Genomic DNA, 26,732 nt, shown 5'->3' on the forward strand with positions numbered 1-26,732 from the left:
GGCCATCCACGTCTCGCGGCGGTGCCGGACGGAGAGACGTGGATGCCCGGGTCAGGCCCGGGCATGACGGCTGGGTGAGAGCAGGGCAAACAAACTCTGTCTGGCCTCGTGTAATTGTTGCCCTGGCTGCGCTTCTTCTTCCGCTTCTCGCCACCACCCCCGCCCGCGCCGATCTCAAGCTCTGCAATCGCATGAGCTACGTCGTCGAGGCCGCGATCGGCATCGACGAGAAGGCGGCGACCGCGACGCGTGGCTGGTTCCGGCTCGATCCGGCGACGTGCCGCGTGGTGCTGCAGGGCACGATGACGGCGGATCGCATTCTCCTCCATGCCCGCGCGCTCAGCCTGTATGGCGCCTCGCCGATCGCCGACAACGGCAATGACCAGCTGTGCGTGGCCGCGTCCGACAACTTCGTCATCGCCGCCGCGCGGCAATGCCGCACCGGCCAGACGCCGGCGGCGTTCACGCAGGTGACGCCGACCAAGACCGACGACGGCACCTTGATCGCCTATCTCGCCGAGAGCGCGGAATATGACGACGAGCAGGCGCGCCTCGCCGGCATTCAGCGGCTGCTCGGCATTGCCGGCTATGACGCTTCGCCGATCGACGGCGTCGACGGGCCGAAGACGCAAACCGCGCTCGCCGCGTTCCTGAAGAGCCGCGGGCTGGCGTCCGATGTCGTGTCACAGCCGAGCTTCTTCGCCACCATGGTCGATGCCGTGCAGACGCCGTCTCCGGTGGGACTAACCTGGTGCAACGACACGCCGCACAAGGTGATGGCCGCGGTCGGCACCGATGACGGCCGCACCGTGGTCAGCCGCGGCTGGTATCGTATCGATGCCGGCAAGTGCCTGCATCCCGACATCACCGGACAGCCGAAGAAAGTCTACAGCTTTGCCGAAGCGGTCGACGACGAGAACCGCACCATCAAGCTGAAGAACAAGCCGCTGAACTGGGGCGGCCTGGTGCAGCTCTGCACCCGCGAGAACAAGTTCGAGACGACGGAGCAAGGCGACTGTCCGAGCCGCGGCTTCACCGCCACTGGCTTCACCGCCGTCGACATCACCCGCGGCGGCAAGACGCTGCGGTTCGCGCTGCCGTGATGCCGTCGATGATGCCCGGCCTGCCCCCACAAACTCCGTCATCCCGGCGAACGCCGGAATCCATAACCACCGTCCGTGGTGTGGGCCGCCGGCGGCAGCCATCGTGCCCCAAGATAGCTTCCGCGGTATGGGTCCCGGCTTTCGCCGGGACGACGACGGAATATGATGCGCCAGCCGGGCAGAACCGATCGAGGCAACAATGATAAAATCCCCCCGCGCCTTCGATCACGTCGACACCTGGGTGTTCGATCTCGACAACACGCTGTATCCGCATCACGTCAATCTGTGGCAGCAGGTCGATGCGCGGATCGGCGAATTCGTATCCAACTGGCTGAAGGTCGATGCCGAGGAGGCGCGCCGCATCCAGAAGGACTACTACCGCCGCTACGGCACGACGATGCGCGGCATGATGACCGAGCATGGCGTGCATGCCGACGACTTCCTCGCCTACGTGCACAAGATCGACCACTCGCCGCTGGAGCCGAATCCGGCGATGGGCGCGGCGATCGAGAAGCTGCAGGGACGCAAGCTGATCCTGACCAACGGCTCGGTCGACCATGTCGACGCCGTGCTGGCCCGGCTCGGGATTCGCGATCACTTCCACGGCGTGTTCGACATCATCGCCGCCGAGCTGACGCCGAAACCGGCGCGCGAGACCTACGACAAATTCTTGCGGCTGCACGACGTCGATCCGACCCGGGCGGCGATGTTCGAGGACCTCGCCCGCAACCTCGTCGTGCCGCACGACCTTGGCATGACCACCGTGCTGGTGGTGCCCGACGGCACCAAGGAGGTGGTGCGCGAGGACTGGGAGCTGTCGGGACGGGACGATCCGCATGTCGATCACGTCACGGATGACCTGACGGGGTTTCTGCAGCGGTTGGTCTCCGCTTAGCCTTTGTTGCGTCGTCCCGGACAAGCGGAGCGCCACGCTGTCCGTTCATGCGAAGGCTCGTTCGCGCGAGCGCCGATCCGGGACCCATAGCCACAGGCAGATGTGCTGGGCAGATCCTGAGCCACCTGCGTGCCCAACACATCTCCCTGTGGCTATGGGTCCCGGGTCAAGCCCGGGACGACACCAATTTGGCGGACCGCCGTCTCGCCTCATCACCAGCGTGGCGCTCCGCTTGTCCGGGACGACGGCGGCGGGTGCCTTGACTCCCCTGCCCCAAACTCCGAAAAAGCCCGCCTGCCCCACCCTGCTCGTACATGACCGGCCCAGGCGACCCGCCCGGGACCAAGCGAGGATCGACCGATGTCACTGTCCGCCCTGGAATCCACCATCAACAGCGCCTTCGACGCCCGTGACGGGGTCTCGACCTCGACCAAGGGCGAGGTGCGCGACGCCGTGGAGAGCGCGCTGGAGTTGCTCGACAAGGGCGAGGCACGCGTCGCAGAGCGCGCCGCGGACGGCAAGTGGAGCGTCAACCAGTGGCTGAAGAAGGCGGTGCTGCTGTCGTTCCGCCTCAATGACATGAGCGTCATCCCCGGCGGCCCCGGCCAGGCCTCGTGGTGGGACAAGGTGCCGTCCAAGTTCGAGGGCTGGGGCGAGAACCGTTTTCGCGATGCCGGCTTCCGCGCCGTGCCCGGCGCCATCGTGCGCCGCTCGGCCTTCATCGCCAAGAACGCCGTGCTGATGCCGTCCTTCGTCAATCTCGGCGCCTATGTCGACGAGGCCACCATGGTGGACACCTGGTCGACGGTCGGCTCCTGCGCCCAGATCGGCAAGCGCGTGCACATCTCCGGCGGCGTCGGCATCGGCGGCGTGCTGGAGCCGCTGCAGGCCGGTCCCGTGATCATCGAGGATGATTGCTTCATCGGCGCGCGTTCGGAGGTCGCCGAGGGCGTCGTCGTGCGCAAGGGCGCGGTGCTGGCGATGGGCGTATTCCTGGGCGCCTCGACCAAGATCGTCGACCGCGAGACCGGCGAGACCTTCGTCGGCGAGGTGCCGGAATATGCCGTGGTCGTGCCGGGCGCGCTGCCGGGCAAGCCGATGAAGAACGGCCAGATCGGCCCCTCGACCGCCTGCGCCGTGATCGTCAAGCGCGTCGACGAGCGCACCCGCTCCAAGACCTCGATCAACGAGCTGCTGCGCGACTGATCGTCCAGGCTCGGGCGGCCGGACTAGCCGCCGCCCGAACGGCCATGATAAGCGGAGGGCATGACCGATGCCCTCACCATCACCCGCGACCTGATCCGCTGCCCCTCCGTCACCCCGGCCGACGCCGGCGCGCTCGGCGTGCTCGAAGCCCTGCTGAAGGACGCGGGCTTCACGACCCATCGGGTCACGTTTTCGGAAGCCGGCACCGCCGACATCGACAACCTCTACGCCCGCATCGGCACCGAGGGCCCGCACATCACCTTTGCCGGCCATACCGACGTGGTGCCGCCCGGTGACGAGACGGCATGGAGCCTTGGCGCCTTCTCCGGCGAGGTGAAAGACGGCTACATCTACGGCCGCGGCGCGGTCGACATGAAGGGCGGCATCGCCTGCAGCGTCGCGGCGGCGCTCGCCTATCTGCGTGACCACGGCGGACAGCCGAAGGGCTCGATCTCGTTCCTCATCACCGGCGACGAAGAGGACGTCTCGATCAACGGCACCATCAAGCTGCTGCAATGGGCCGCCGAGCGCGGCGAGAAGTTCGACCATTGCGTGCTCGGTGAGCCGTCCAACCAGGAAGTGATGGGCGACTGCATCAAGATCGGCCGCCGCGGCTCGCAGTCGGGCATCCTGATCGTCGAAGGCAAGCAGGGCCACGTCGCTTATCCGCATCGCGCCTCCAACCCGGTGCCGGACATTTCGCGGCTGATCGTGGCGCTGTCCGACGAGCCTCTGGACCATGGCAGCGCGCAATTCCAGCCGTCGAACCTCGAATTCACCACCGTCGATGTCGGCAACACCGCCACCAACGTCATCGCGGGGATCGCGCGGGCGAAATTCAACATCCGCTACAATGACTGCCATACGCAGCAGTCGCTGCGTGCGCTGGTCGAGGAGCGGCTGGCGAAAGCCTGCGGCAACCGCATCCGCGCCTATATCGACTGGTTGCCGTCGAACTCCAACGTGTTCCTGACCAAGCCGGGACCGTTCACCGATCTCGCGGTCGCGGCCATCGAGGAGGTGACGGGGCGCAAGCCGGAGCTGTCGACCACCGGAGGCACCTCGGACGCGCGCTTCATCTCGTCCTACTGCCCGGTGATCGAGTTCGGCCTGGTCGGCCAGACCATGCACCAGATCGACGAGCGCGCCTCGGTCGCCGACATCGCGACTTTGACCAAGATCTATCGCGGCATCCTCGATCGCTATTTTGCGTGACGCTCTTTCCGGTCGTCATTGCGAGCGCAGCGAAGCAATCCAGGATGTCTCCGCGACGATGATCCTGATCAGTAGTCGACCCTGACGAGGTACAGCCCCTCCGGCGGCGCGACAACGCCGCACGCTGCACGGTTTCGCGCGGCGAGCGCGGCCGCGAGATCATCCGCGGTCCAGCGGCCCTGCCCGACCCACACCAGCGAGCCGACGATCGAGCGTACCTGGCTGTGCAGATAGGAGCGCGCGGAGGTGATGATCGTGATGGCGTCGCCATCTCGCGCGATATCGAGCTGATCGAGCGTCTTCTCCGGCGACTTCGCCTGGCACTCGGTATCGCGGAACGTGGTGAAGTCGTGCTTGCCGATCAGGCGTTGCGCAGCGACGTGCATCGCATCGGAATCGAGCCGCTGCGGCACCCGCCAGACGCGGCCGACCTCGAGCGCGAGGTTGGAGCGGCGGTTGACGATGCGATAGCGGTAGTGCCGCTTGCGCGCGGAGAAGCGGGCCTCAAAGGTGTCGGGCACGATCTCGGCGTCGAGCACCGCGACAGGATTGGGCCGCAGATGCGCGTTGAGCGCGTCGCGCAGCTTGTCGGGGCGGAATTCCTTCTCGATATCGCAATGCGCGACCTGTCCGGTGGCGTGGACACCGGCATCGGTGCGTCCGGAGCCGTGCACGCGGGTGGGCACGCCGCAGGTCGCCTGCACCGCGGCTTCGAGCGCCCCCTGCACCGACGGCAGCGTCTCCTGCAATTGCCAGCCGCAGAAGGGAGTGCCGTCATATTCGATGGTGAGCTTGTAGCGGGGCATCGCCTCGATCGCATGTGGCCGTCATTGCCGGGCTTGGACCCGGCAATCCATCCAGGGACGAAGCTTGTTCGCGAGATGGATGCGCGGGTCAAGCCCGCGCATGACGAGCTGAGAAGGTTAACCGAAGCGCAGGCCCGGCGCGACAGGCGTGCCGCGCAGGAAATCCGCGGCCTTCATCGGCCCCTTGCCGGCACGCTGCAGCTCGGTGATGCGGATGGCGCCGCCGGCGCAGGCGATGGTGAGATGATCGTCGAGGACGGTGCCCGGCTCGCCCGTGCCGTCGGCCAGCGCGCAGCGCAGGATCTTGAGGCGCACCGCCTCGCCGTCCAACACGACCTCGCTCCAGGCGCCGGGGAACGGCGACAGGCCGTGGATGTGACGCAGCACGGCGTGCGCAGGCTTCGCCCAGTCGATCCGCGCCTCGGCCTTCTCGATCTTGGCCGCATAGGTCACGCCGTCCTCGGCCTGCTTCGTCAGTGTCAGCCCGCCGCGCTCCAGCGCCGCCATCGCGCGGACCATCAGGTCGGCGCCGATGCGGGACAGCTTGTCGTGTAGGTCCGACGCCGTCATCGCATCCGTGATCGGCAACCGCTCGGCCATGGCGACGTCGCCGGTATCGAGACCGACATCCATCTTCATGACCATCACGCCGCTCTCGGCATCACCCGCCATGATGGCGCGGTTGATCGGCGCGGCACCGCGCCAGCGCGGCAACAGCGAGGCGTGCAGATTGTAGCAGCCGAGCCTTGGCGCATCGAGAATCGCCTGCGGCAGGATCATGCCATAGGCGACGACCACCGCGGCATCGGCCTCGTGCGCGCGGAATTCGGCCAAGGCCTCCTCGGTCTTCAGCGTCTTCGGCGTCAGCACGGGGATGCCGAGCCGGCGCGCCTCGGTCTCGATCGGCGTCGGCACCAGCGCCAGACCACGGCGACCGCCGGGCTTCGGCGCACGCGTATAAACGGCCACGATCTCGTGGCCGTGGCCGGCGAGTTCGAGCAGGGTCGGCACGGCGAAATCCGGCGTGCCCATGAAGATCAGGCGAAGCGGCATGTGGTCGAAGACCCTGCAAAGCCTCTACTCCGCCGTCATGCCGGGCTTGTCGCGGCCATCCACGTCGCGCGACCAAGACAAGCGGCGAGACGTGGATGCCCGGGTCAAGCCCGGGCATGACGAAGGAGAGAGTTGATCGTTACTCGCCCGCGCGCTTGGCGGCCTTGGTGAACTTCTTCATCACGCGGTCGCGCTTGAGCTTCGACAGGTAGTCGATGAACAGCACGCCGTTGAGATGGTCGATCTCATGCTGGATGCAGGTGGCGTAGAGGCCCTCGGCGTCCTCCTCGCGGACCACGCCGTCGAGATCGGTGAAGCGCACGCGCACGCGTGCCGGCCGCTCGACCTCCTCGTAGTATTCGGGGATCGACAGGCAGCCTTCCTCATACACCGACAGCTCATCTGACTTGGCGATGATCTCGGGATTGATGAACACGCGCGGCTCGCGCTTGGTCTCGCCGCCGGAATCCGGCTTGGCCAGATCCATGGTGATGACGCGCAGGGGTTGCGCAACCTGGATCGCCGCCAGCCCGATGCCGGGCGCGTCGTACATGGTCTGAAACATGTCGTCGACCAGCTGCCGGATGTCCGGCGTGACCTTCTCGACAGGCTTGGACACCAGCCGGAGCTGCCGGTCCGGCAGGATGATGATTTCTCTAAGGGACATGGCGCGCGATTTAAGCCCCGGAACAGGCGCGGTCAATGTGAGGACGCGCGGTTAAGACTTCGCTAACCATGAATTTCAACGATCCGTTAACCATACGTCTTAACCCGGCCTTAACCATAAATGTTCTCTCTTCGTTCGCGACGGTTTGCGAATCGGATAGACGGGGGTGATGACCGCCAGCCCATCGCTGAATCCTGCGCTGAATTCTGCGCTCAATCCTGTCGTCGTCATGATCGGCGACCTGCCCGTCCGCGCCAGCGACGCGCTGATCGGGTTCGGCGTGCTGGTGCTGCTGCTGCTCGTGATGATCGGCCTGGCGGTGGCCCGCTCTGGACGGCGCAGCGCGGAGCTTGCCGCCCAGCAGGCGCTGCGCACGGAGGAGATCGAACAGCGGTTCGGCGAGATGATCCGGGTGCAGAGCGAGGCCTCCGGCCGGGTCGACGCGATGGCGCAACTGCTCGCCGGCCGGCAGGTGGATCTCGCCCGCAGCGTCAACGAACGGCTCGACGCCGTCACCCACCGCGTCGGCCAGTCGATGGAGCAGACCACCCGCCACACGATGGATTCCTTGCGCGTGCTGCACGAACGGCTCGGCATCATCGACAACGCGCATCGCGATCTCAGCGAGCTGACCACGCAGGTCTCCACGTTGCGCGACGTGCTCGCCAACAAGCAGTCGCGCGGCGCATTCGGCCAGGCGCGGATGGAGGCGATCGTCCAGGACGGGCTGCCGAAGGGCAGCTACGCGTTCCAGTACACGCTCGCCGGCGGCAAGCGGCCCGACTGCGTGGTGTTCCTGCCCGACAGCAGGCCGCTGTGCATCGACGCCAAGTTTCCGCTGGAGGCCGTGACGGCGCTGCACGATGCGGAGACGGACGAAGAGAAGCGCGCGGCTGCGCAGCGCCTGCGCACCGACGTGCTGCGGCACGTCAACGACATCGCTGAGAAGTATCTCGTCGTCGGCGAGACGCAGGATACGGCGCTGATGTTCGTGCCATCCGAGTCCGTTTACGCCGAGATCCATGACGGCTTCGACGACATCATCCAGAAGGCGTATCGCGCGCGCGTCGTGCTGGTGTCGCCGTCGCTGCTGATGCTCGCGATCCAGGTCATGCAGCAGATCATGAAGGATGCCCGCATCCGCGACGCCGCCGACCAGATCCGCAACGAGGTGATCCATCTCGGCGACGATCTCAGCCGCCTGCGCGAGCGCGTGCTCAAGCTGCAAAAGCATTTCGGCGACGTCGGCGAGGACATCCGCCAGATCCTGATCTCCGCCGACAAGATCGAGAAGCGCGCCGCCCGGATCGAAGAACTGGATTTCAGCAAGCAGGATGCGCCGCTGGACTCGCCGCGGATCGCGCCGGGCACGGGCACGACGCCGGACCTGTTTCCGCTGGCGGGACGGATGCAGGCGGGGGAGTGATGGCGGCGTCGCGACAGCCGCGCAAATCTGCTACCAACCGGTCATGACCGCACCCGACGCGACCTCCGACCTCACAGCGAACTCTGCAAAGCCTGACGCCAAGCCCACTCCGACTTGGCGCGAGAGCATGGCCGTCTACCTGCAGCCGCGCGTGCTCGTGGTGCTGTTCCTCGGCTTCTCCTCCGGCCTGCCGCTGGCGCTGTCGGGCTCGACTTTGCAGATCTGGATGCGCGAGCTCGGCGTCGATCTCGGAACCATCGGACTGTTCGCGCTGGTCGGCACGCCCTATACGCTGAAGTTCTTGTGGGCACCGCTGGTCGACGCGCTGCACGTGCCGCTGCTGACGCGCGCGTTCGGGCGCCGCCGCGGCTGGCTGGTGTTCGCGCAGCTCCTGCTGATCGGCGCCATCATGCTGCTGGCGCTGACCGACCCGGCGCACGCGCCGTTCATGGTGGCGCTGGCCGCGCTGCTAGTGGCCGCGACCTCCTCGACCCAGGACATCGTGGTCGATGCGTTCCGTGTCGAGAGCCTGCCGGAGAGCGAGCAGGCCGCCGGCATGGCGGCCTATGTCGCGGCCTATCGCATCGGCATGCTGGTCTCGACCGCCGGCGCGCTCGTCGTGGTCAGCGCCTTTGAGAGCTCGGGGCTGACCCGCCCGACGTCCTGGATGTGGGGCTACGTCGTGATGGCCGCGCTGGTGCTGATCGGCACCATCACGGCGCTGGCCGCCACCGAGCCGGCACAGTCGAAACAGGCCGAAGCCGCCATGGGCGCCGAGACCGCCCTCACTCGCGTGGCCCAGGCCGCCGCCGGCGCATTCGTCGAATTCCTCGGCCGCCGCGATGCGCTCGCCGCGCTCGCCTTCGTCGTGCTGTTCAAGTTCACCGACGCCTTCTCCGGCACGATGACCGCGCCGTTCGTGATCGACCTCGGCTTCACCAAGGTCGACTACGCCGCGATCGTGAAGGGCGTCGGCCTCGCCGCCACGCTCGCCGGCGGCTTTGCCGGCGGGTTCGTCGCGCGGCGCTATTCGCTCGCCACGAGCCTCTGGATCGGCGGCGTGGTGCAGGCGCTGGCGAACCTGTCGTTCTCCTGGCTCGCCATCGTCGGCGTCAACCAATGGGCGCTCGCGCTGGCGATCTCGGCGGAGAACTTCACCAGTGCGATCGGCACGGTGATCTTCGTCGCCTATCTCTCGGCGCTGTGCCAGAATCCGCTGCACACCGCGACCCAGTATGCGCTGCTCACCGCGCTCGCTGCGGTCGGCCGCACCTATCTGTCAGCAGGCGCGGGCTACGTCGCGAAGGCGACCGGCTGGCCGCTGTTCTTCGTGATCTGCGTGCTGGTGGCGGTCCCGAGTCTCGTGCTGCTCGCCTGGCTGCAGCGGCGCGGACATTTCGATGGTTTGCAAAGCCGCGTCTGAGCTAACGCTTCAGTTCTTGCCGCACCTTGTCGTTCACACGCTCGAACTCCGCGGCGACAGAGTCGCAGGCCGGCTTCACTGCCTCGCACCGAATGTCCATCTCGATGAAGATGTCGTCGCCTTCCTGTACGATGCGGCGGCGAATCGCCGTGGGATAGGCCGTGTGACCTTCGGGTGAAAACGACCAGACGGCGCCTGACTCGAGATCCTCGAAGATGGTCCATCCGGATCGCGTAGAGCGCGTGACGCCCGGTTTGGCCCCCAGGCCGGCCATGGCAGCAGCAACATCGGGATAGCCGAGATCGACCTTGGCGGCTTCCTCGGACACTGCCGCCGAGATTGTCGAAAGTGCCGCTGTAACGAACACCAATCCGACCTTCATCGGCGCTCCCACACAGATACACACCAGTTAACATAGGGTGCTATTGTAGGGGAGCTTAGCCGAGGATCACCGCTTTACCAAGCTCCACTTTGTCACGACAGCTTCGCTGATCTGCCCGGCGTCCTGAGCGCAGGCGATCTCGTCGACCTTCACCGCGATCTGCTTGCCGAGCAGGCCCTTCAGCTGCGACGCCTGCGCGGGCGTCGCAGTGACCAGCTGGAACGTCTCCGGGCCGGTCTCGAGATTGCACAGGCCGCTCGGCGGCGGCAGGCGGCGCGGCTCGCTGGTGATCTGATAGGCGGCGGTGGGCTGGCCCGGCTTGGCGCCCTTGACCTTCAGCGCGTTCAATTCGCCCGACAGCACGTCGCCGGTGTTGAGCGGCTTGCCGGCCTTTTGCGCCACCTCGCCCTGCTGGGCGAGCACGGAGGGCACTGAGAGCGCCATCCAAATCGCGCCCAAAGCCAGCCGTTTGCCGAATCCGCAATTCGTCATCATTCACTTCCGTCTGTGCTTAGAACAAGGTCCGCTGCCGCATGGCGGCCGAGAGCGTGCCTTCGTCGAGATAGTCGAGCTCGCCGCCGACCGGCACGCCGTGCGCCAGCCGCGTGACCTTGACGTTCGCCTCCTGCAGGAGGTCGGTGATGTAATGCGCCGTGGTCTGGCCATCCACCGTGGCGTTCAACGCCAGGATGATCTCGGACACTTCCGGCGCATGCGCGCGCTGCACGAGCGCGTCGATGGTGAGGTCCTGCGGGCCGACACCGTCCAGCGGCGAGAGCGTGCCGCCGAGCACGTGGTAGCGGCCATTGCTGGCCTTCGCGCGCTCCAACGCCCAGAGGTCGGCGACATCGGCGACGACCACGATCATCGCGGGATCGCGCCGCGGATCGGTGCACACCGTGCAGGGGCTCTGCGTATCGATATTGCCGCAGGTCTTGCACACCTGGATGCGGTCGATCGCGACCTGTAGCGCCGACGCCAGCGGCACCATCAGCGCCTCGCGCTTCTTGATCAGATGCAACGCAGCGCGCCGCGCCGAGCGCGGCCCGAGGCCGGGCAGGCGCGCAAGCAACTGGATCAGGCGCTCGATTTCAGGACCGGCGACGGCCATCAGGTCACGACGATCATGAACTAACCGAAGCCGAAGCCCGGCGGCAGGCCGAGCTTGCCGGTGATGGCCTGCATCTTCTCCTGCATCGCGGCCTCCGCCTTGCGGCGCGCGTCGCCATGCGCGGTGACCAGCAGATCTTCCAGGATCTCGGCCTCTTCCGGCTTCAGGAGCGACGGATCGATCTTGATCGACTTCACATCCATCTTGGCGGTCATGCGCACGGCGACGAGACCGCCGCCGGAGATACCCTCGACCTCGACGTTGCCGAGTTCGGCCTGCATCTCCTGCATCTTCGATTGCAGTTGCGCCGCCTGTTTCATCATGCCGAGAAAGTCAGCCATCGGAGCACCTCGTCATCAGCCTTTTTGGTGAGCATGATCTTTCGGAAAACCGGTTCCCACTTTTCCGGATCATGCTCTAGAAATCATCATCATTGTCGGAATCGGACTCGTCCGGCGGCTCGACAGCACTGGCGTCGGATTCGGGCGGCTCGGGGGCGAGCCGACGCACTTCGATCACTTTGGTACCCGGGAACCGTGCCAGGATCTCCTGCACGCGCGGGTCAGCCTCGGCCGCCGCCTCGCGCTCGCTCTTGGCGCGCAGGTTCTGCTCGCGCAAGGTCGCCTGGCCCTGCTCGTTGGAGACGATCACGGTCCAGCGCCGGCCGGTCCAATCCTCGAGCTTGCGCCCGAGGTCCGAGACAAGCGAGCGCTGCGCGGTCCGTTCCAGCGCGATCTCGAGGCGGCCCTCCTCGAAGCGGACGAGGCGCACGTCCATCTCGAGCGCGCTCTTGGTGATCAGGTCGCGATTTTTCCCGGCGAGCGCAACGAGCTCCTGAAAACTTCCAAGCCGCAGCGCGGGCTGATCCTGCTGGGCTGGTGCCGGCTGCGACGCCATCGCCTGCGGGCGCATGCCGCCGCCGACCGCGGCCAGCGTCGGCCCCTGCATACGCGGGGCCTGCATCGATGCCGAACTCATCACCGGCGGCGCTGCCGCGCTCTTGCCCGGCGCTGGTGCAGAGCGGCCGCCGCCGCCATTCGTCAGAACCGGCGATCCGCCGCCATTCTGGTCGATCATGCGAATGGCTTCGTCCGGGGTCGGCAGATCGGCCGCATAGGCGATTCGTACCAGCACCATCTCGGCCGCGGCCGCCGGACGCGTCGCGCCTTGCGTCTCGGCGATGCCCTTGAGCAGCATCTGCCACATCCGCGACAGCACGCGCATCGACAGCTTGGTCGCGAAGTCGCGCGCGCGCAGCCGCTCGGTCTCGCTGAAGGCGACGTTGTCGGCGGTGGCCGGCACGACCTTCACGCGGGTGACGAAGTTCACGAATTCGGCAAGGTCGGACAGCACGACCACGGGATCGGCGCCGACGTCATACTGCTCGCGGAATTCCTTGAAAGCCGCGGCGATGTCGCCGCTGGCGAGGTGATGAAACAGGTCGATGACGCGGGTGCGATCGGCGAGGCCGAGCATCTGCCGGACGTCATCGGCGCGCACCTCGCCCGCGCTGTGCGCGATGGCCTGGTCGAGCAGCGACAGCGAATCGCGCACCGAGCCTTCGGCGGCGCGCGCGATGATGCCGAGCGCCTCGGGCTCGATCGTCACGCCTTCCTTGGTGGCGATGCCCGCGAGGTGCTTCATCAGCACGTCGGCCTCGACGCGGCGGAGATCGAAGCGCTGGCAGCGCGACAGCACCGTGACCGGCACCTTGCGGATCTCGGTGGTCGCGAACACGAATTTGGCGTGCTCCGGCGGTTCCTCGAGCGTCTTCAGGAAGGCGTTGAACGCCGCCGTCGACAGCATGTGGACTTCGTCGATGATGTAGACCTTGTAGCGCGCGCTGGCCGGCGCATAGCGCACGCTGTCATTGATCTGGCGGACGTCGTCGACGCCGGTGTGGGACGCCGCGTCCATCTCGAGGATGTCCATGTGCCGGCTTTCCATGATCGCCTGGCAATGGGTGCCGAGCACCGGCATGTGGATGGTCGGCCCCTTCACCGAACCATCGGGCAATTCGTAATTCAGGGCGCGAGCCAGAATGCGGGCGGTGGTCGTCTTGCCGACGCCGCGGACGCCGGTGAGGATCCAGGCCTGCGGAATGCGGCCGGTCTCGAACGCGTTCGAGACCGTGCGAACGACGGCCTCCTGGCCGATCAGATCCGCGAAGCTTGAGGGGCGGTATTTGCGCGCCAGCACCCGGTAGGGCTTGGCGGGAGCGTCGGCGCTGTCGGGCGGAACGGGTGGGGCGCCAGCGTCAGTCATCGAGCGATCCGCAAGTGAGTATTCCAGGCCGGCATCGATTGCGGTCGTCGACGCAAACGGCCTCGACGCAATCAACCGGAGTGCGGTCGAGCGCCCGCCCTGCGCGGGGTCCCCGCCAACTTTGCGCGATTCGCTCGAGAAAACAGGTAGGAGACTGACGAGCGACCCGATCCGGACCTCGTTAGGGCTGCTTCCTTCCGGACCTGACCCGGTTGGCGAGTGGCTCGTCCACCGCCAATCTCCCGCTGCCTATTTGGGGCCAAACGGCTCGGAAAGCAAGCGCGAGCTTCGCCGGCCCGGCCCGTCCGTCCGCGGGCTTGTGCCGCAGCTCGGAAAGGCTTTAGGTGCCGTCGATCTTCCCGCCTGACCGCCCTGCCAGGAACACCACCGCATGCCCGAATCAGCCTGGTCGCTGCATCCGCAACTTGCGAAGGACACGATCAATATCGGCGACCTGCCGCTGTCGCGCGTGCTGGTGATCAAGGATGCCAATTATCCCTGGCTTTTGCTGGTGCCGCGCCGCGAAGGCGCGGTCGAGATCATCGATCTCGACGAGGTCGCCCAGGCCCAATTGATGACCGAGATCACGCGAGTCTCACGCGCGGTCAAGGAGATCACCAAATGCGACAAGCTCAACGTCGCCGCCCTTGGCAACATGGTGCCGCAGTTGCACGTCCACATCATCGCGCGCCGCACCAGTGACGTGGCGTGGCCGCGCCCGGTGTGGGGCGTCGCCCCTCCTGTGCCGCACGACCCGCAGGAGGTCGAGAGTTTCATCGGCGCGATCAGGCGCAAGATCTGGCTAGGGTGAGAGATGTCGCCATTCGACTTGTTTCCGCTGGGCAAGCCGGCCTTCGTCGGCCATCCGATCGAGCGCGCCGCGCATCTGCGTTTTCATGACGACAAGCTGTTGGCTTTCGAGAGCAAGCCGTCGACGCGCGCTTACGTGGTGCATCGCGATTCGCTGGTGCTGAAGCGTGACGGCGACCAGCTCCGCGCCCTGCTGTCGATCGACGAGGCGCTGAAATTCGGCGCCAATCCCGGCACGATCTTCCTCGGCCTGCAGGAGGGCGCGGCCGTGTTCGGCATGGGCATCTCGCCGGCGGCGGTCGAAAAGCTCGCAGGCCGCGACGACGTCTCGGTGACCGAGTTGCGCGGGATGGCGATGCAGGGCGCGATCCCGGTGGACCAGCTGGCGACCATCGCGATGGCCAAGTCCATGGTGTCCTGGCATCAGCGCCACGGCTTCTGCGCCAATTGCGGCACCAAGACCGCGATGCGCGAGGGCGGCTGGAAGCGCGAATGCCCGAACTGCAAGACCGAGCATTTCCCGCGCACCGACCCGGTCGTGATCTCGCTGGTCGCCTCGGGCGACAACTGCCTGCTCGGCCGGCAGAAGCAGTTTCCGGCCGGGATGTATTCCTGCCTCGCCGGCTTCGTCGAAGCCGCCGAGACGATCGAGGACGCCGTCCGGCGCGAGGTGTTCGAGGAGTCCGGCATCCGCTGCACCGACGTCGCCTACTACATGACCCAGCCCTGGCCCTACCCCTCGTCGCTGATGATCGGCTGCAGTGCGCGGGCGCTGAACGAAGACATCGTCATCGACCGCAACGAGCTCGAGGACGTCCGCTGGTTCAGCCGCGACGAGGCCCGGCTCATGCTGCAGCGGCAGCATCCGGACGGGCTGGCTGGTCCGCATCCGTTCGCGATTGCCCACCATCTGGTCGGACGCTGGCTCAAGGACGGCGTCTGAAGGCACCCAAACACCATCGCCGTGCAAAATCACCCTCTCGTCCGACCGCATCAGGGGCGTGAATGGCCGATCCTTGCTTTGGAACGATTTTCTCTATATGAGGGTTTCCTGACCTTCATATGGAACAAATTTCTCCATGTCCGACGTCTCCGCCCAGAGCCCCGAAGCCAACCGCCGGCTCGACGCCATCGACCGCAAGATCCTGATGGTCCTGCAGGAGGATGCGTCCCTCTCCGTCGCCGAGATCGGCGACCGGGTCGGGCTGTCCTCGACGCCGTGCTGGAAGCGCATCCAGCGGCTGGAGGCGGATGGCGTGATCCTGCGCCGTGTGGCCCTGGTCGACCAGTACAAGATCGGGCTCGGCATCTCCGTGTTCGTCTCGGTGGAGAGCGCCGACCATTCCGAGGCCTGGCTCAAGAAATTCGCCGAAGCCGTCAGCTCGATGCCCGAGGTCATGGAGTTCTACCGGATGGCCGGTGATGTCGATTACATGCTGCGCGTCGTGGTCGCGGACATGCAGAGCTATGACGTGTTCTACAAGAAGCTGATCAGCGCCGTGCCGCTCAAGAACGTCACCTCGCGCTTCGCGATGGAGAAGATCAAGTCGGTGACCGCGCTGCCGGTGCCGCCGGTCTAGGTCAGCCGGGAAGTCCGGCCGGTCACTTGGGTCATGCCGCAGGATCGTCGCCGGCCTTGGCCCGGATTTTTACGTCCTCTCCGGTTATCGTTTACCGGAAGTTATCTCCATCCATCTATCTTCAGATGTGATGATGTCCGGTGCAACCATACCTTCGTCGTCGCGCGCCTGGCTGAATGCAATTGCCCTCTTGATCGCGAGCTTCGTCGGGGTGGCAGCGCTGTCGCTGCAGGTCCGTCCCGGACGCGAGATCGTGGCCGTCGCCTTTCCACCCTGGTGGAGCGCGCAGCAGACGATGCTGGCTACAGCGTCGGCTGACGCCGCTCTCGTGCGCACGACGAGTCTATCGTCGCTGCTGGTGGTCCGGCCCGGAGATCATGACGGCTTGGCGCGGCTGCGCGAGGCGGGAGCCTGGCTCATCATCGACCCGCAAGCGGTCTCCGCCTGCCTTACAAAATGATCAATATCGGGGGATGGGAATGACCGGCGAGACCGACGATCTGGCAATTCTCCGTGGCACGACCAGCAAGCTCCTGCTGGCGGTGCTCTGGATTCACGTTCCACTGTCCCTCATCATCGGACTGTCGCGCGGCGACTGGATGATGCCGACCATGATGATGGCCGCGCTCGCCGTCGTGGCGACGCTCTCCTGGCGCAGCGCCGGTGATAGCCTGTCGACCCAGCTCACCGTCGCGGTCGCCCTCATGGGCGGCGTGTCCGTGCTCGTCTATCAGATGTCCGGGCATGCGTGGCAGATCGACATGCACATGTACTTCTTCGCCGCGCTGGCGTGCCTCGTCGCCTATTGCGACTATCGGCCCATCGTGGCCGGAACCGTCGCCGTCGCGCTCCACCATCTGGTGCTGAACTTTGTCTTTCCAGCCGCCATCTATCCAGGCGGCGCTGATTTCGGCCGGGTGGTGCTGCATGCCGTGATCCTCCTGATCGAGGCGGGCGTCCTGGTCGCGCTCGCGCTCAAGCTCACTCAGCTGTTCGAAACCAGCATGCGCAAGACCGCGGAAGCCAACGCGGCGATCGCGGCCGAAGCGCGTGCCAACGCCGAGCGGATCGAGGCCGAGCACCGTGCCAAGGACCAGGGCGAGGCCGCGCGCCGCGCCCTTGCCGAGGGGTTCGAGCGCAAGATCGGCGGCATCGTCGAGGCGGTGGCAGTCGCCGCGAACGAAGTGCAGAACCTGTCATCCCTGATGAGCCGCAACAGCAGCGAAGCCTCACGCCAGACATCGGCGGCCGCCCAGGCCTCACAGCGCGCCTCGACCAATGTCGAGACGGTCGCGGCCGCGACCGAACAGCTGACGGCCTCGATCGGCAGCATTTCCCAGCAGGTGACACGCTCGGCGGAAATCGCCGCCAAAGCCGCTGAGGAGGCGCGCCGCACCAACAGCGTCGTCGAAAGCCTTGCCGCGGGCACGCAGAAGATCGGCGAGGTGGTGACGCTGATCCAGACCATCGCCAGCCAGACCAATCTTCTGGCGCTGAACGCCACCATCGAAGCCGCCCGCGCCGGCGAGCACGGCAAGGGCTTCGCCGTCGTGGCCAGCGAGGTGAAGGCGCTGGCCAATCAAACCGCGAAAGCGACCGAGGAGATCTCCAGCCAGGTGCAGAGCATCCAGAGCGCCACCGGAGATGCCGTCAGCGCCATCCAGCTGATCGGCGGGACCATCGCGGAGATCGACGGGATCTCCAAGGAAATCGCCACCGCGGTCGAGCAGCAGGGCCTCGCGACCGGCGAGATCTCGGGCAATGTGCAGCAGGCCTCGGAAGGCACGCGGCTGGTCAGCCAGAGCATGGGCAGCGTCACGAACGCCTCCAACGAGACCGGCGGAGCGGCGTCCCGGCTGCTGGAATCCGCGAACGGCCTGTCCTCGCAATCGGCGCGGCTCAAGTCCGAGGTCGATCAATTCCTGAAGTCGCTGCGAGCCGCTTAGTTCGCATCGCTGAACGTCGGCGAGCATGCCTCGTGGTCGGCATGCTCGCGCTGTCGCGTCAGATCGTCTGGTTGTAGGCGCCGACCTCCGGATGCGTGCGCAGCACGACATTCACGGCCTCGAACATGTCGTGCATCCGCTGCTCCGACACCGGGCTTTCGACTACGACGACAAGCTCCGGCTTGTTCGATGACGCCCGCACCAGCCCCCAGCTGCCGTCCTCGACCGTGACGCGGACGCCATTGACGGTGACGAGATCGCGGATCGATTGACCCGCTACCTTGCCGCCCTGCTGCTGCAGCGCCTGGAAGTGCTTCACGACGGCATCGACGACGCCGTATTTGACCTCGTCGCCACAATGCGGCGACATCGTCGGCGACGACCACGTCTTGGGCAGCGCGTCCTTCAAATCAGCCATCGACTTGCCCGGCGCGCGGTCGAGCATCTCGCAGATCGCGATCGCCGAGACCAGGCCATCGTCATAGCCGCGGCCGAACGGCCTGTTGAAGAAGAAGTGGCCGGACTTCTCGAAGCCGGCGAGCGCTTTGAGTTCGTTGGTGCGGCGCTTCATGTAGGAATGGCCGGTCTTCCAATATTCGGTCTTCGCGCCCTGCGCCTGCAGCACCGGGTCGGTCATGAACAGGCCAGTCGATTTCACGTCGACCACGAACTGCGCATCCTTGTGAATCGCCGACATGTCGCGCGCCAGCATCACGCCGACCTTGTCGGCGAAGATCTCCTCGCCGGTGTTGTCGACCACGCCGCAGCGGTCGCCGTCGCCGTCGAAGCCGAGGCCGACATCGGCCTTATGGGCGAGCACGGCGTCACGAATGGCGTGCAGCATCTCCATGTCTTCGGGATTGGGATTGTATTTCGGGAAGGTGTGATCGAGCTCGGTGTCGAGCGGGATCACCTCGCAGCCGATCGCCTCCAGCACCTGCGGCGCAAACGCACCCGCGGTGCCGTTGCCGCAGGCGGCGACGACCTTGAGCTTGCGCTTCAGCTTGGGACGGTTGGTGAGATCGGCGATATAGCGCGCCGGAAAATTCTCGTGGAACTGATAGGAGCCGCCGCCTTCGTTCTTGAACTCGGCGTTGAGCACGATCTCCTTCAGCCGTGTCATCTCCTCAGGCCCGAAGGTCAGCGGCCGGTTGGCGCCCATCTTCACGCCGGTCCAGCCATTGTCGTTGTGCGAGGCCGTCACCATCGCGACGCAGGGCACGTCGAGCTCGAACTGCGCGAAATAGGCCATCGGCGTCACGGCCAGGCCGATGTCGTGCACCTTGCAGCCGGCGGCCATCAGCCCGGAGATCAGCGCGTATTTGATCGAGGCGGAGTAGCCCCGGAAATCATGACCGGTGACGATCTCCGGCTTGACACCGCGTTCGGCGATCAGCGCGCCCAGCCCCATGCCGAGCGCCTGCACCCCCATCAGGTTGATCTCCTTGTTGAACAGCCAGCGCGCGTCATATTCGCGGAAGCCCGTCGGCTTCACCATCGGCTCGGATTCGAAGGCGTAGGTGTTGGGGACCAGGACGGGCTTGGGCTTCGGGAACAACATGGAAAATGACGCCTTCTCGGAAAATCGACGATAGAGCCTTACCGAAAGTAGCAAGCAAGCGGAAGGCCAACAGTCGGGATTTATCGAGATGCGTTAAGGCACGCGGCCACAGGATATCCGGCGTTGGTTTACTACTGCTCCAGCACCATCTGCCCGTTGGCATAGGCGAAGCGCTTCAGCTTCGACAGGAAAGACAGGCCGAGCAGGTTTTCCGACAGCGCCGCGTCCGGCAGCACCAGCGCGTCGACGTCACGGACGGTGAGTTCGCCCAGCTCGACCATCGCGAGCCGGGCCCGCGCGGCCTTGACCGTGCCGTTGGCGGTGGTCACCGTCGCGGTGTAGTCGCCGCGGGCCGGGCGGAGGCCAAAACGGGCCGCCGAACTCTCGTTGAGCGCCACCATCGAGGCCCCGGTATCGACCATGAAGCTGATGCGCTGGCCGTCGATGCGGCCGTCGGCCCGGAAATGACCGCGGCGGTCCGTGGGGATGCTGAGGCTGCGGCCGGCAGCGACCGGTTCCATCGTCGCCGCACGGGCGGAGGGCGTCGCGGCAGCCGATGCGGGCGTCAGACGATCGGCGAGCTGCGCCATGAAGGTGCCGAGCCCCACGAGCACAGCCGCGAAGATCATGATGTTACGCATACAACGCTATCCAACGCTACACCGCCTCCGATTGGAGCATCAAAGCCGCTGGGGGGCGACTGAGGCGGACCGGCTGCCGAAGCCATTTTGGCGAAAACGATGAGTGAAGCGTTAACGTCGGCCAGGCCGGCGGTATAATTTGCATCAGCTAGGTCCCGCGCGGCTTGGCGCGCCGGGTCGGCACCGCGCTGGCCGGATCCTCCGGCCAGGGATGCCTGGGATAGCGGCCGCGCAGGTCGGTGCGGACGGCGGCATAGGAGCCGCGCCAGAAGCCAGGCAGATCGCGTGTCACCTGCACCGGCCGCTGCGCCGGCGAGAGCAGCTCCAGCACAAGCGGCACCGCGCCGCGGGCGATCGACGGGTGGACGTTCAGCCCGAACAGCTCCTGCAGCCGCACCGCGATGGTCGGACCCTGCTCGGCCTCGTAATCGATCGCCAGCATGGTGCCGGTCGGCGCCTCGAAATGGGTCGGGGCCTCCTTGTCGAGCCGGGCACGGAGATCCCAGGGCAGCAGCGCCATCACCGCATCCGACACATCGCCGGGAGACACCTCCTTCAGCGAAATCTTGTCGGCGAGCAGCGGCACCAGCCAATCCTCGCGCCGCGCGGTCAGGCCCGTATCCGACAGGTCCGGCCAGCTGTCGCCCTCGGCCTTGCGCAGGAAGGTCACCCGGTCGCGCCATTGCTTGGCGGCCTTCGACCAGGGCAGCCGGTCCAGCCCGGCCGCGCAGAGACCATCCGCGAAGATGCGCGCAGTGTCCTCCGATGGCGTCAGCGCCACCGGCGCATCGGCCATCACGATCGCATGCAACTTGCGCCGGCGCCGCGCCCGCAGCGCCATCGCGGTGGAATCAAAGCTGACCTCGTCCTTTGCCTCGATGTGCGCGGCGAAGTGGCGCTCGATGTCCTCGATCGCGAGCGGCGCAGCCAGCAGGATGCGGCCGCTGGCGGCCGTCCCGGTCAGCTCGCCGACGGCGATATAGGGCACGCGCGCCAGCGACGACGTCTGCTCGACCGCCGCGCCGCGGCCATTGGCCAGCACGAAGCTGCCATTGCCGCGATTGCGGGCGACACGGTCGGGGAAGGCGAAGGCCAGCATCAGACCGGTGGTCAGCTCCCCTGCCCCTTGCGACGACGAGGCGGTACTGACCTGCTGCGCCCACCGGCGCGCCATGTCGCGCGCGCTCTGCGCCCGTTGTGAACGGTCGCGGCGGAACTGATCGAGCCTGACTTCGAGATCGACGCTGTCGCCGCCCAGCCCGCGTTCGGTGATGATCGCCGCGATGTCGGCAGCCTGCGCGGCCGCGCCGTGATCGGCGGCATCGACGATCATCCGCGCCAGCCGCGGCGGCAGCGCCAGCGCCCGCAGCCGGCGCCCTTCATCCGTCAACCGGCCGTCGGCATCGACCGCGCCGAGTTCGTTGAGGAGACCCCGGGCCTCCTTCCAGGCCGGCTGCGGCGGCGGATCGAGGAAGCTCAAGCTCGCGGGATCGCTGACGCCCCATTGCGCGAGGTCGAGCACCAGCGAGGACAGATCGGCGCTGAGAATCTCGGGCTGCGTATAGGCCGCGAGCGAGGCCGTCTGCGGCTCGTCCCACAGCCGGTAGCAGACGCCGGGCTCGGTGCGTCCGGCGCGGCCGCGGCGCTGGTCGACGGCGGCGCGCGAGGCCCGCACCGTCTCCAACCGGGTCAGGCCGATATCCGGCTCGTAGCGCGGCACGCGGGCGAGGCCGGAATCGACTACGATGCGCACGCCCTCGATGGTCAGCGAGGTCTCGGCGATCGAGGTTGCCAGCACCACCTTGCGGTGGCCCTTCGGCGCCGGCGAGATGGCGCGGTCCTGGACCGCGGCGTCGAGCGCGCCGAACAGCGGCACGATCTCAATGCTGGCGTCGTGGACGCGCTCGGCGAGCATGGTCTGGGTGCGCCGGATCTCGGCGGCGCCGGGCAGGAAGGCCAGCACCGAGCCGGCATCGGCGCGTAGGGCGCTCGCAATGGTCTCGGCCATCTGCCGCTCGACCGGTGCATCCGGCTTGCGGCCGACATAGCGCGTCTCGACCGGATAGGCGCGGCCCTCGCTCTCGACCACCGGCGCATCGCCGAGCAGGCCGGCGACGCGGGCGCCGTCGAGGGTGGCCGACATCACGAGGATGCGGAGATCCTCGCGCAGGCCCTGCTGCGCATCGCGTGCCAGAGCGAGGCCGAGATCGGCGTCAAGCGAGCGCTCGTGGAATTCGTCGAACAGCACGGCCGCAACGCCCGTCAGTTCGGGGTCGTCGAGGATCTGCCGTGTGAAGATGCCCTCGGTGACGACCTCGATGCGGGTCACGCGCGACACCTTCGAGCCGAAGCGCACACGATAGCCGACGGTGTCGCCGGCGCGCTCGCCGAGCGACTTGGCCATGCGCTCGGCGCTGGCGCGGGCCGCGATGCGGCGCGGCTCCAGCACGATGATCTTCTTGTCCCCGACCCATGGCGCATCGCGCAGCGCCAGCGGCACCCGCGTGGTCTTGCCGGCGCCCGGCGGTGCCACCAGGACGGCGGTGTTGCTGCGTTCGAGCGTGCCGGACAATTCGTCCAGCACGGCGTCGATCGGCAGCGGCGTGTCGAAGCGAAGGGGCAATCGATCAACCAATCATCACCCGCCGAAGCGGGTGATCCAGTCAGTGCAGATCACCTCGCGGCAATCGGTCGTCGTGCATACTCCGCCTGCGCGGCCCATGACAACGGCGTGTCAGGCCCCCGTCACCGACGGACGGCCGACGCTCTCATAGACGAAGCCGTGGGCCGCCATCTCGTCCGGACGATAGACGTTGCGCAGATCTACGACCACCGGATGGGCCATCACCTGCTTGAGCCGATCGAGATCCATCGCGCGGTACTGCACCCATTCGGTCACCAGCACCATGGCATCGGCGCCGGCGGCGCAATCATAGGGATCGTCGAAATAGGCGATCTCCGGCAGCTCCTTCTTGGCCTGCTCGATGCCGACCGGATCATGCGCGCGCACCTTGGCGCCCATGTCGAGCAGCCCGGTCACCAGCGGGATCGACGGCGCCTCGCGCATGTCGTCGGTCTCCGGCTTGAAGGTGAGGCCGAGGACGGCGACCGTCTTGCCACGCAGATTGCCGCCGACCGCGTGCGCGACCTTGCGCGCCATCGCACGCTTGCGGTTGTCGTTCACCGCCAGCACGGATTCGACGATGCGCAGCTGCGTGTCGTAATCCTGCGCGATCTTGATCAGCGCGCGCGTATCCTTCGGGAAGCACGAACCGCCGAAGCCGGGGCCGGCATGCAGGAATTTCGCGCCGATGCGGTTGTCGAGGCCGATGCCGCGCGCGACCTCCTGGACGTCAGCGCCGACCTTCTCGGCGAGATCGGCGACTTCGTTGATGAACGTGATCTTGGTGGCGAGGAACGCGTTCGCCGCGTATTTGATCAGCTCGGCGGTACGACGCGCGGTGTACATCACCGGCGCCTGGTTCAGCGACAGCGGGCGATAGATGTCGCCGAGCACCTTGCGGCCGCGCTCGTCGTCGGTGCCGACGACGATGCGGTCAGGCCATTTGAAGTCGCGGATCGCCGCGCCCTCGCGCAGGAATTCGGGGTTGGAGGCGACGACGACATCGGCCGAGGGGTTGGTCTCGCGGATGATGCGCTCGACCTCGTCGCCGGTGCCGACCGGCACCGTCGATTTGGTCACGACCACCGTGAAGCCGGTCAGCGACGCGGCAATCTCGCGGGCTGCGGCATAAACGTAGGACAGGTCGGCATGGCCGTCGCCGCGCCGCGACGGCGTGCCGACCGCGATGAAGACGGCATCAGCCTCGGCAACCGGCTGCTTGAGATCGGTGGTGAAATCGAGCCGCTTGGCCTTCACATTGGCCGCGACCAGCGCATCCAGCCCGGGCTCGAAGATCGGGATTTCCCCACGATGAAGCGCGGCGATCTTGCTCTCGTCCTTGTCCACGCAAGTGACCTGATGCCCAAAATCGGCAAAGCAGGCACCGGACACCAGCCCAACATAGCCCGTGCCGATCATCGCAATTCGCATAGAAACCCACCCTTCAAGGTTAATACTTCAGCGTCTTAGACCATTTGCGGCCCAAGGGGAATTTAGAAAACGGCATGACGTTTGGATGACAGCAGGGAGTATTAACGGCTCTGCCCGAAGATGCGGCAGCTCCGCGCCAGAGAGGGACAGCATGACCGCAAATGGCACGCCGCAAACGGTGGGAACCGAGGCGCGCATCGACTGGGTCGACTACGCAAAGGGCATCTGCATCATCATGGTCGTGATGATGCACTCGGTGCTCGGCGTGGAGCTCGCCGCCGGCGAGACCGGCTTCATGCATGCCGTCGTCGCCTTCGCCAAGCCGTTCCGGATGCCCGACTTCTTCCTGATCTCCGGCCTGTTCCTGCCGCTGGTGATCGATCGCGACTGGCGCACCTACATCGACCGCAAGGTCGTGCACTTCGCCTATTTCTACGTGCTGTGGGTGACGATCCAGTTCGGCTTCAAGGCGCCCGGCTTCGCCGCCGCCTCCGGCTGGCAGCATGCCGGCTACCTGTATCTGGAGTCCTTCATCGAGCCGTTCGGCACGCTGTGGTTCATCTACCTGCTGCCGATCTTCTTCGTCGTCATCAAGCTGACGCGGAAGGCCCCGGCACCCGTGATCTGGGGCATCGCCGCGGGACTCGAGATGTCGCATATCGTGACCGGCTGGACCGTCATCGACGAGTTCTGCGCCCGCTTCGTCTACATCTATTCGGGCTATCTGTTCGCAAACTACATCTTCGCAGTGTCGGACCGCGCGCGGGCACAGCCCCTGCTGGCCGTCGCCGGCCTGCTGGCCTGGGCGGTGATCAACCAGGGCCTCGTGACGCTCGGCATCAGCGAGTGGCCGGTGATCTCCCTGACGCTCGGCTATGCCGGCGCGGTCGCCATCATCGTCGCCGGCACGCTGCTCGCGCGCGCCCAACTGCTCACCGCGCTCAGGTTCTGCGGCGAGCATTCGATCGTGATCTATCTCGCCTTCTTCCTGCCGATGGCGGCGACCCGCACCGTGCTGCTGAAGACGGGGATCATCGCCGACGTCGGCACGATCTCGCTGCTGGTCACCATCGCCGGCGTGCTCGGCGCGCTCGTGATCTGGCGCCTCGCGCTTGTTGTCGGCGCCCGCTTCCTGTTCGAGCGGCCGATCGCGTTCTGGATCGCGCCGCCGAAATCCAAGGCCGTGCTGCAGGCGGCCGAGTAGCCACATCCTCGCTGTCGTCCCGGGCAAGTCCGGCAACGCGCGAGCGTTGGCGGACGCCGACCCGGGACCCATAGCCACAATCCTCGGTGTGAGGCACGCTGTGGCTCCAGCTTGACGCCTCACGACCGCTACGGAGCATGGGTCCCGGGTCGGCGGCCCGCCGGCGCTTCGCGCCGTCAGGGCTTGCCCGGGACGACGGCGGAATATGACGCGCCTGGCGAGCGCTCCACAGCCACCGATTTGCGTGGGGAACGCGCCGGAATCTGCCGTTCCCAGGGTGTCAATCGCGGTCAAATTCCCTACATTGCGGCCATGCCCAAAGCTCCCCAGAAAGCCGCCGCCACGCCCGCCCCTCCTGCGCCTGCCGCTGTCCACAGCGCGGCCAAAGGCGACCATGTGTTCCTGGTCGACGGCTCGTCCTACATTTTCCGCGCCTATCACGCGCTGCCGCCGCTCAACCGCAAGTCCGACGGGCTGCAGGTCAATGCCGTGCTCGGCTTCTGCAACATGCTGTGGAAGCTGTTGCGCGACATGCCCGAGACCGACCGGCCGACGCATCTGGCGATCGTGTTCGACAAGTCCGAGGTCACGTTCCGCAACAAGATTTATGCCGACTACAAGGCGCACCGGCCGCCGGCGCCCGATGACCTGATCCCGCAATTCGCGCTGATCCGCGAGGCCGTGCACGCCTTCGACCTGCCGTGCCTGGAGCAGGCCGGCTATGAGGCCGACGACCTGATCGCGACCTATGCGCGGCTCGCCTGCGAACGCGGCGCCACAACCACGATCGTGTCGTCCGACAAGGACCTGATGCAACTCGTCAACGACTGCGTCACGATGTACGACACCATGAAGGACCGTCGCATCGGCACCGCCGAGGTGGTCGAGAAATTCGGCGTGCCGCCGGAGAAGGTGGTCGAGGTCCAGGCGCTGGCCGGCGATTCCACCGACAACGTGCCGGGGGTGCCTGGCATCGGCATCAAGACCGCGGCGCAGCTGATCAACGACTATGGCGACCTTGAGAGCCTGCTGACGCGCGCATCCGAGATCAAGCAGCCGAAGCGGCGCGAGGCGCTGATCGAGAACGCCGAGAAGGCGCGGATCTCGCGCCAGCTGGTGCTGCTCGACGACAAGGTCGCCCTCGATGTGCCGCTCGACGACCTCGCCGTGCACGAGCCCGACCCGCGCAAGCTCATCGCGTTCCTGAAGGCGATGGAGTTCTCGACGCTGACGCGGCGCGTCGCGGAGTATTCGCAGATCGATCCGGCTGACGTGACGGCGGACGAGAATTTCAAGAGTAAGGCGGGCACTGCTCTCTCCGTTCCCTCCCCCCTTGTGGGGGAGGGTCAGGGAGGGGGGTCCCCCACGGGCGGTCCCTCCGGAG

25 protein-coding genes and 1 other RNA gene are annotated in these 26,732 nt (G+C 66.5%); 13 read left to right on the forward strand and 13 right to left on the reverse strand.

Features of this window, described 5'->3' with window-relative positions:
* Window positions 1-38 precede the first annotated feature (38 nt).
* From ACQR1L_RS31455 to dapE, 4 genes are all read left to right on the forward strand, one after another.
* Window positions 39-1,103, forward strand: coding sequence for a DUF1036 domain-containing protein (locus ACQR1L_RS31455; protein WP_434861799.1), 1,065 nt, complete (start codon window positions 39-41; stop codon window positions 1,101-1,103).
* Between the two features lie 199 nt (window positions 1,104-1,302).
* A complete protein-coding gene (locus tag ACQR1L_RS31460; protein ID WP_434861800.1) occupies window positions 1,303-1,998 on the forward strand; it encodes a pyrimidine 5'-nucleotidase in 696 nt (231 codons plus the stop codon).
* A gap of 360 nt (window positions 1,999-2,358) precedes the next feature.
* Window positions 2,359-3,204, forward strand: coding sequence for a 2,3,4,5-tetrahydropyridine-2,6-dicarboxylate N-succinyltransferase (gene dapD / locus ACQR1L_RS31465; RefSeq protein ID WP_434861801.1), 846 nt, complete (start codon window positions 2,359-2,361; stop codon window positions 3,202-3,204).
* A gap of 60 nt (window positions 3,205-3,264) precedes the next feature.
* Window positions 3,265-4,419 carry a succinyl-diaminopimelate desuccinylase gene (dapE, locus tag ACQR1L_RS31470; RefSeq protein WP_434861802.1) on the forward strand — a complete coding sequence of 385 codons (1,155 nt, stop codon included), beginning with the start codon at window positions 3,265-3,267 and terminating at the stop codon, window positions 4,417-4,419.
* Between the two features lie 68 nt (window positions 4,420-4,487).
* On the opposite strand, the gene truA is transcribed toward dapE, so the two are convergent.
* The 3 genes from truA to def form a co-directional block, all read right to left on the reverse strand.
* Window positions 4,488-5,225, reverse strand: coding sequence for a tRNA pseudouridine(38-40) synthase TruA (gene truA / locus ACQR1L_RS31475; RefSeq protein ID WP_434861803.1), 738 nt, complete (start codon window positions 5,223-5,225; stop codon window positions 4,488-4,490).
* A 117-nt stretch (window positions 5,226-5,342) separates the two neighbouring features.
* The gene (gene fmt, locus ACQR1L_RS31480) at window positions 5,343-6,278 is read right to left on the reverse strand and encodes a methionyl-tRNA formyltransferase (RefSeq protein WP_434861804.1); all 936 of its coding nucleotides are present in this window, start codon (window positions 6,276-6,278) and stop codon (window positions 5,343-5,345) included.
* A 139-nt stretch (window positions 6,279-6,417) separates the two neighbouring features.
* On the reverse strand, window positions 6,418-6,945 hold the full coding sequence (gene def / locus ACQR1L_RS31485) for a peptide deformylase (protein WP_315787129.1): 528 nt from the start codon (window positions 6,943-6,945) through the stop codon (window positions 6,418-6,420).
* Between the two features lie 169 nt (window positions 6,946-7,114).
* On the opposite strand from def, the gene ACQR1L_RS31490 reads away from it, so the two are divergent.
* A complete protein-coding gene (locus ACQR1L_RS31490; RefSeq protein ID WP_434861805.1) occupies window positions 7,115-8,371 on the forward strand; it encodes a DNA recombination protein RmuC in 1,257 nt (418 codons plus the stop codon).
* Window positions 8,372-8,414: 43 nt separating this feature from the next.
* On the forward strand, window positions 8,415-9,794 hold the full coding sequence (locus ACQR1L_RS31495) for an AmpG family muropeptide MFS transporter (protein WP_434861806.1): 1,380 nt from the start codon (window positions 8,415-8,417) through the stop codon (window positions 9,792-9,794).
* Between the two features lies 1 nt (window position 9,795).
* Here ACQR1L_RS31495 and ACQR1L_RS31500 read toward each other — a convergent pair whose 3' ends face one another.
* The 6 genes from ACQR1L_RS31500 to ffs all read right to left on the reverse strand — a co-directional run bounded on the left by ACQR1L_RS31500 (window position 9,796) and on the right by ffs (window position 13,795).
* Window positions 9,796-10,176 (reverse strand): hypothetical protein, encoded by a 381-nt coding sequence (locus ACQR1L_RS31500; protein WP_434861807.1) that lies wholly within the window; start codon window positions 10,174-10,176, stop codon window positions 9,796-9,798.
* Between the two features lie 66 nt (window positions 10,177-10,242).
* Complete coding sequence (locus ACQR1L_RS31505) at window positions 10,243-10,668, reverse strand: hypothetical protein (RefSeq protein ID WP_434861808.1); 426 nt, start codon at window positions 10,666-10,668, stop codon at window positions 10,243-10,245.
* Between the two features lie 19 nt (window positions 10,669-10,687).
* Window positions 10,688-11,287 (reverse strand): recombination mediator RecR, encoded by a 600-nt coding sequence (recR, locus tag ACQR1L_RS31510; RefSeq protein ID WP_008964175.1) that lies wholly within the window; start codon window positions 11,285-11,287, stop codon window positions 10,688-10,690.
* A gap of 20 nt (window positions 11,288-11,307) precedes the next feature.
* Window positions 11,308-11,628: a YbaB/EbfC family nucleoid-associated protein gene (locus ACQR1L_RS31515; protein ID WP_006611474.1), complete on the reverse strand. Its 321-nt coding sequence runs from the start codon at window positions 11,626-11,628 to the stop codon at window positions 11,308-11,310.
* A 76-nt stretch (window positions 11,629-11,704) separates the two neighbouring features.
* On the reverse strand, window positions 11,705-13,552 hold the full coding sequence (locus ACQR1L_RS31520) for a DNA polymerase III subunit gamma/tau (RefSeq protein ID WP_434861809.1): 1,848 nt from the start codon (window positions 13,550-13,552) through the stop codon (window positions 11,705-11,707).
* Window positions 13,553-13,698: 146 nt separating this feature from the next.
* Window positions 13,699-13,795: signal recognition particle sRNA small type (ffs, locus tag ACQR1L_RS31525), an RNA gene on the reverse strand.
* A 148-nt stretch (window positions 13,796-13,943) separates the two neighbouring features.
* Between ffs and ACQR1L_RS31530 the strand changes: the two genes are divergently transcribed.
* The 5 genes from ACQR1L_RS31530 (at window position 13,944) to ACQR1L_RS31550 (ending at window position 17,888) form a co-directional block, all read left to right on the forward strand.
* Window positions 13,944-14,363, forward strand: a complete 420-nt coding sequence (locus ACQR1L_RS31530; protein WP_434861810.1) for an HIT domain-containing protein — start codon at window positions 13,944-13,946, stop codon at window positions 14,361-14,363.
* A 3-nt stretch (window positions 14,364-14,366) separates the two neighbouring features.
* Complete coding sequence (gene nudC / locus ACQR1L_RS31535; protein WP_434861811.1) at window positions 14,367-15,305, forward strand: NAD(+) diphosphatase; 939 nt, start codon at window positions 14,367-14,369, stop codon at window positions 15,303-15,305.
* Between the two features lie 136 nt (window positions 15,306-15,441).
* Window positions 15,442-15,942 (forward strand): Lrp/AsnC family transcriptional regulator, encoded by a 501-nt coding sequence (locus ACQR1L_RS31540; RefSeq protein ID WP_257170229.1) that lies wholly within the window; start codon window positions 15,442-15,444, stop codon window positions 15,940-15,942.
* 133 nt (window positions 15,943-16,075) lie between these two features.
* Window positions 16,076-16,402, forward strand: coding sequence for a hypothetical protein (locus ACQR1L_RS31545; RefSeq protein ID WP_434861812.1), 327 nt, complete (start codon window positions 16,076-16,078; stop codon window positions 16,400-16,402).
* A gap of 19 nt (window positions 16,403-16,421) precedes the next feature.
* Window positions 16,422-17,888 carry a methyl-accepting chemotaxis protein gene (locus ACQR1L_RS31550; protein ID WP_434861813.1) on the forward strand — a complete coding sequence of 489 codons (1,467 nt, stop codon included), beginning with the start codon at window positions 16,422-16,424 and terminating at the stop codon, window positions 17,886-17,888.
* A 58-nt stretch (window positions 17,889-17,946) separates the two neighbouring features.
* On the opposite strand, the gene ACQR1L_RS31555 is transcribed toward ACQR1L_RS31550, so the two are convergent.
* The 4 genes from ACQR1L_RS31555 to ACQR1L_RS31570 form a co-directional block, all read right to left on the reverse strand.
* Window positions 17,947-19,446: a phosphomannomutase/phosphoglucomutase gene (locus ACQR1L_RS31555; protein WP_434861819.1), complete on the reverse strand. Its 1,500-nt coding sequence runs from the start codon at window positions 19,444-19,446 to the stop codon at window positions 17,947-17,949.
* Between the two features lie 134 nt (window positions 19,447-19,580).
* Complete coding sequence (locus tag ACQR1L_RS31560) at window positions 19,581-20,078, reverse strand: TIGR02281 family clan AA aspartic protease (RefSeq protein WP_434861820.1); 498 nt, start codon at window positions 20,076-20,078, stop codon at window positions 19,581-19,583.
* A 160-nt stretch (window positions 20,079-20,238) separates the two neighbouring features.
* Window positions 20,239-22,713: an ATP-dependent helicase HrpB gene (hrpB, locus tag ACQR1L_RS31565; RefSeq protein ID WP_434861814.1), complete on the reverse strand. Its 2,475-nt coding sequence runs from the start codon at window positions 22,711-22,713 to the stop codon at window positions 20,239-20,241.
* A gap of 111 nt (window positions 22,714-22,824) precedes the next feature.
* Complete coding sequence (locus tag ACQR1L_RS31570; RefSeq protein ID WP_434861815.1) at window positions 22,825-24,144, reverse strand: UDP-glucose dehydrogenase family protein; 1,320 nt, start codon at window positions 24,142-24,144, stop codon at window positions 22,825-22,827.
* Between the two features lie 151 nt (window positions 24,145-24,295).
* Between ACQR1L_RS31570 and ACQR1L_RS31575 the strand changes: the two genes are divergently transcribed.
* Together ACQR1L_RS31575 and ACQR1L_RS31580 are read left to right on the forward strand one after the other, a co-directional pair.
* Window positions 24,296-25,348 carry an acyltransferase family protein gene (locus tag ACQR1L_RS31575; RefSeq protein WP_434861816.1) on the forward strand — a complete coding sequence of 351 codons (1,053 nt, stop codon included), beginning with the start codon at window positions 24,296-24,298 and terminating at the stop codon, window positions 25,346-25,348.
* 312 nt (window positions 25,349-25,660) lie between these two features.
* The coding region (locus tag ACQR1L_RS31580) for a 5'-3' exonuclease (protein ID WP_434861817.1) at window positions 25,661-26,732 on the forward strand (1,072 nt) is incomplete at its 3' end.

The organism is Bradyrhizobium sp. HKCCYLR20261, assembly GCF_051168435.1.
Taxonomy (GTDB): domain Bacteria; phylum Pseudomonadota; class Alphaproteobacteria; order Rhizobiales; family Xanthobacteraceae; genus Bradyrhizobium.

Bases quoted from the DNA above. Each gene is read 5' to 3' on its own strand.
- ACQR1L_RS31545 (WP_434861812.1), top strand. From the start codon at position 16,076: ATGTCCGGTGCAACCATACCTTCGTCGTCGCGCGCCTGGCTGAATGCA.
- ACQR1L_RS31530 (WP_434861810.1), top strand. From the start codon at position 13,944: ATGCCCGAATCAGCCTGGTCGCTGCATCCGCAACTTGCGAAGGACACG.
- ACQR1L_RS31540 (WP_257170229.1), top strand. From the start codon at position 15,442: ATGTCCGACGTCTCCGCCCAGAGCCCCGAAGCCAACCGCCGGCTCGAC.
- ACQR1L_RS31505 (WP_434861808.1), bottom strand. From the start codon at position 10,668: ATGACGAATTGCGGATTCGGCAAACGGCTGGCTTTGGGCGCGATTTGG.
- dapD (WP_434861801.1), top strand. From the start codon at position 2,359: ATGTCACTGTCCGCCCTGGAATCCACCATCAACAGCGCCTTCGACGCC.
- dapE (WP_434861802.1), top strand. From the start codon at position 3,265: ATGACCGATGCCCTCACCATCACCCGCGACCTGATCCGCTGCCCCTCC.
- nudC (WP_434861811.1), top strand. From the start codon at position 14,367: ATGTCGCCATTCGACTTGTTTCCGCTGGGCAAGCCGGCCTTCGTCGGC.
- ACQR1L_RS31460 (WP_434861800.1), top strand. From the start codon at position 1,303: ATGATAAAATCCCCCCGCGCCTTCGATCACGTCGACACCTGGGTGTTC.
- ACQR1L_RS31575 (WP_434861816.1), top strand. From the start codon at position 24,296: ATGACCGCAAATGGCACGCCGCAAACGGTGGGAACCGAGGCGCGCATC.
- ACQR1L_RS31495 (WP_434861806.1), top strand. From the start codon at position 8,415: ATGACCGCACCCGACGCGACCTCCGACCTCACAGCGAACTCTGCAAAG.
- ACQR1L_RS31490 (WP_434861805.1), top strand. From the start codon at position 7,115: ATGACCGCCAGCCCATCGCTGAATCCTGCGCTGAATTCTGCGCTCAAT.
- ACQR1L_RS31500 (WP_434861807.1), bottom strand. From the start codon at position 10,176: ATGAAGGTCGGATTGGTGTTCGTTACAGCGGCACTTTCGACAATCTCG.
- ACQR1L_RS31520 (WP_434861809.1), bottom strand. From the start codon at position 13,552: ATGACTGACGCTGGCGCCCCACCCGTTCCGCCCGACAGCGCCGACGCT.
- truA (WP_434861803.1), bottom strand. From the start codon at position 5,225: ATGCCCCGCTACAAGCTCACCATCGAATATGACGGCACTCCCTTCTGC.
- ACQR1L_RS31550 (WP_434861813.1), top strand. From the start codon at position 16,422: ATGACCGGCGAGACCGACGATCTGGCAATTCTCCGTGGCACGACCAGC.
- def (WP_315787129.1), bottom strand. From the start codon at position 6,945: ATGTCCCTTAGAGAAATCATCATCCTGCCGGACCGGCAGCTCCGGCTG.
- ACQR1L_RS31560 (WP_434861820.1), bottom strand. From the start codon at position 20,078: ATGATCTTCGCGGCTGTGCTCGTGGGGCTCGGCACCTTCATGGCGCAG.
- ACQR1L_RS31570 (WP_434861815.1), bottom strand. From the start codon at position 24,144: ATGCGAATTGCGATGATCGGCACGGGCTATGTTGGGCTGGTGTCCGGT.
- ACQR1L_RS31515 (WP_006611474.1), bottom strand. From the start codon at position 11,628: ATGGCTGACTTTCTCGGCATGATGAAACAGGCGGCGCAACTGCAATCG.
- fmt (WP_434861804.1), bottom strand. From the start codon at position 6,278: ATGCCGCTTCGCCTGATCTTCATGGGCACGCCGGATTTCGCCGTGCCG.
- recR (WP_008964175.1), bottom strand. From the start codon at position 11,287: ATGGCCGTCGCCGGTCCTGAAATCGAGCGCCTGATCCAGTTGCTTGCG.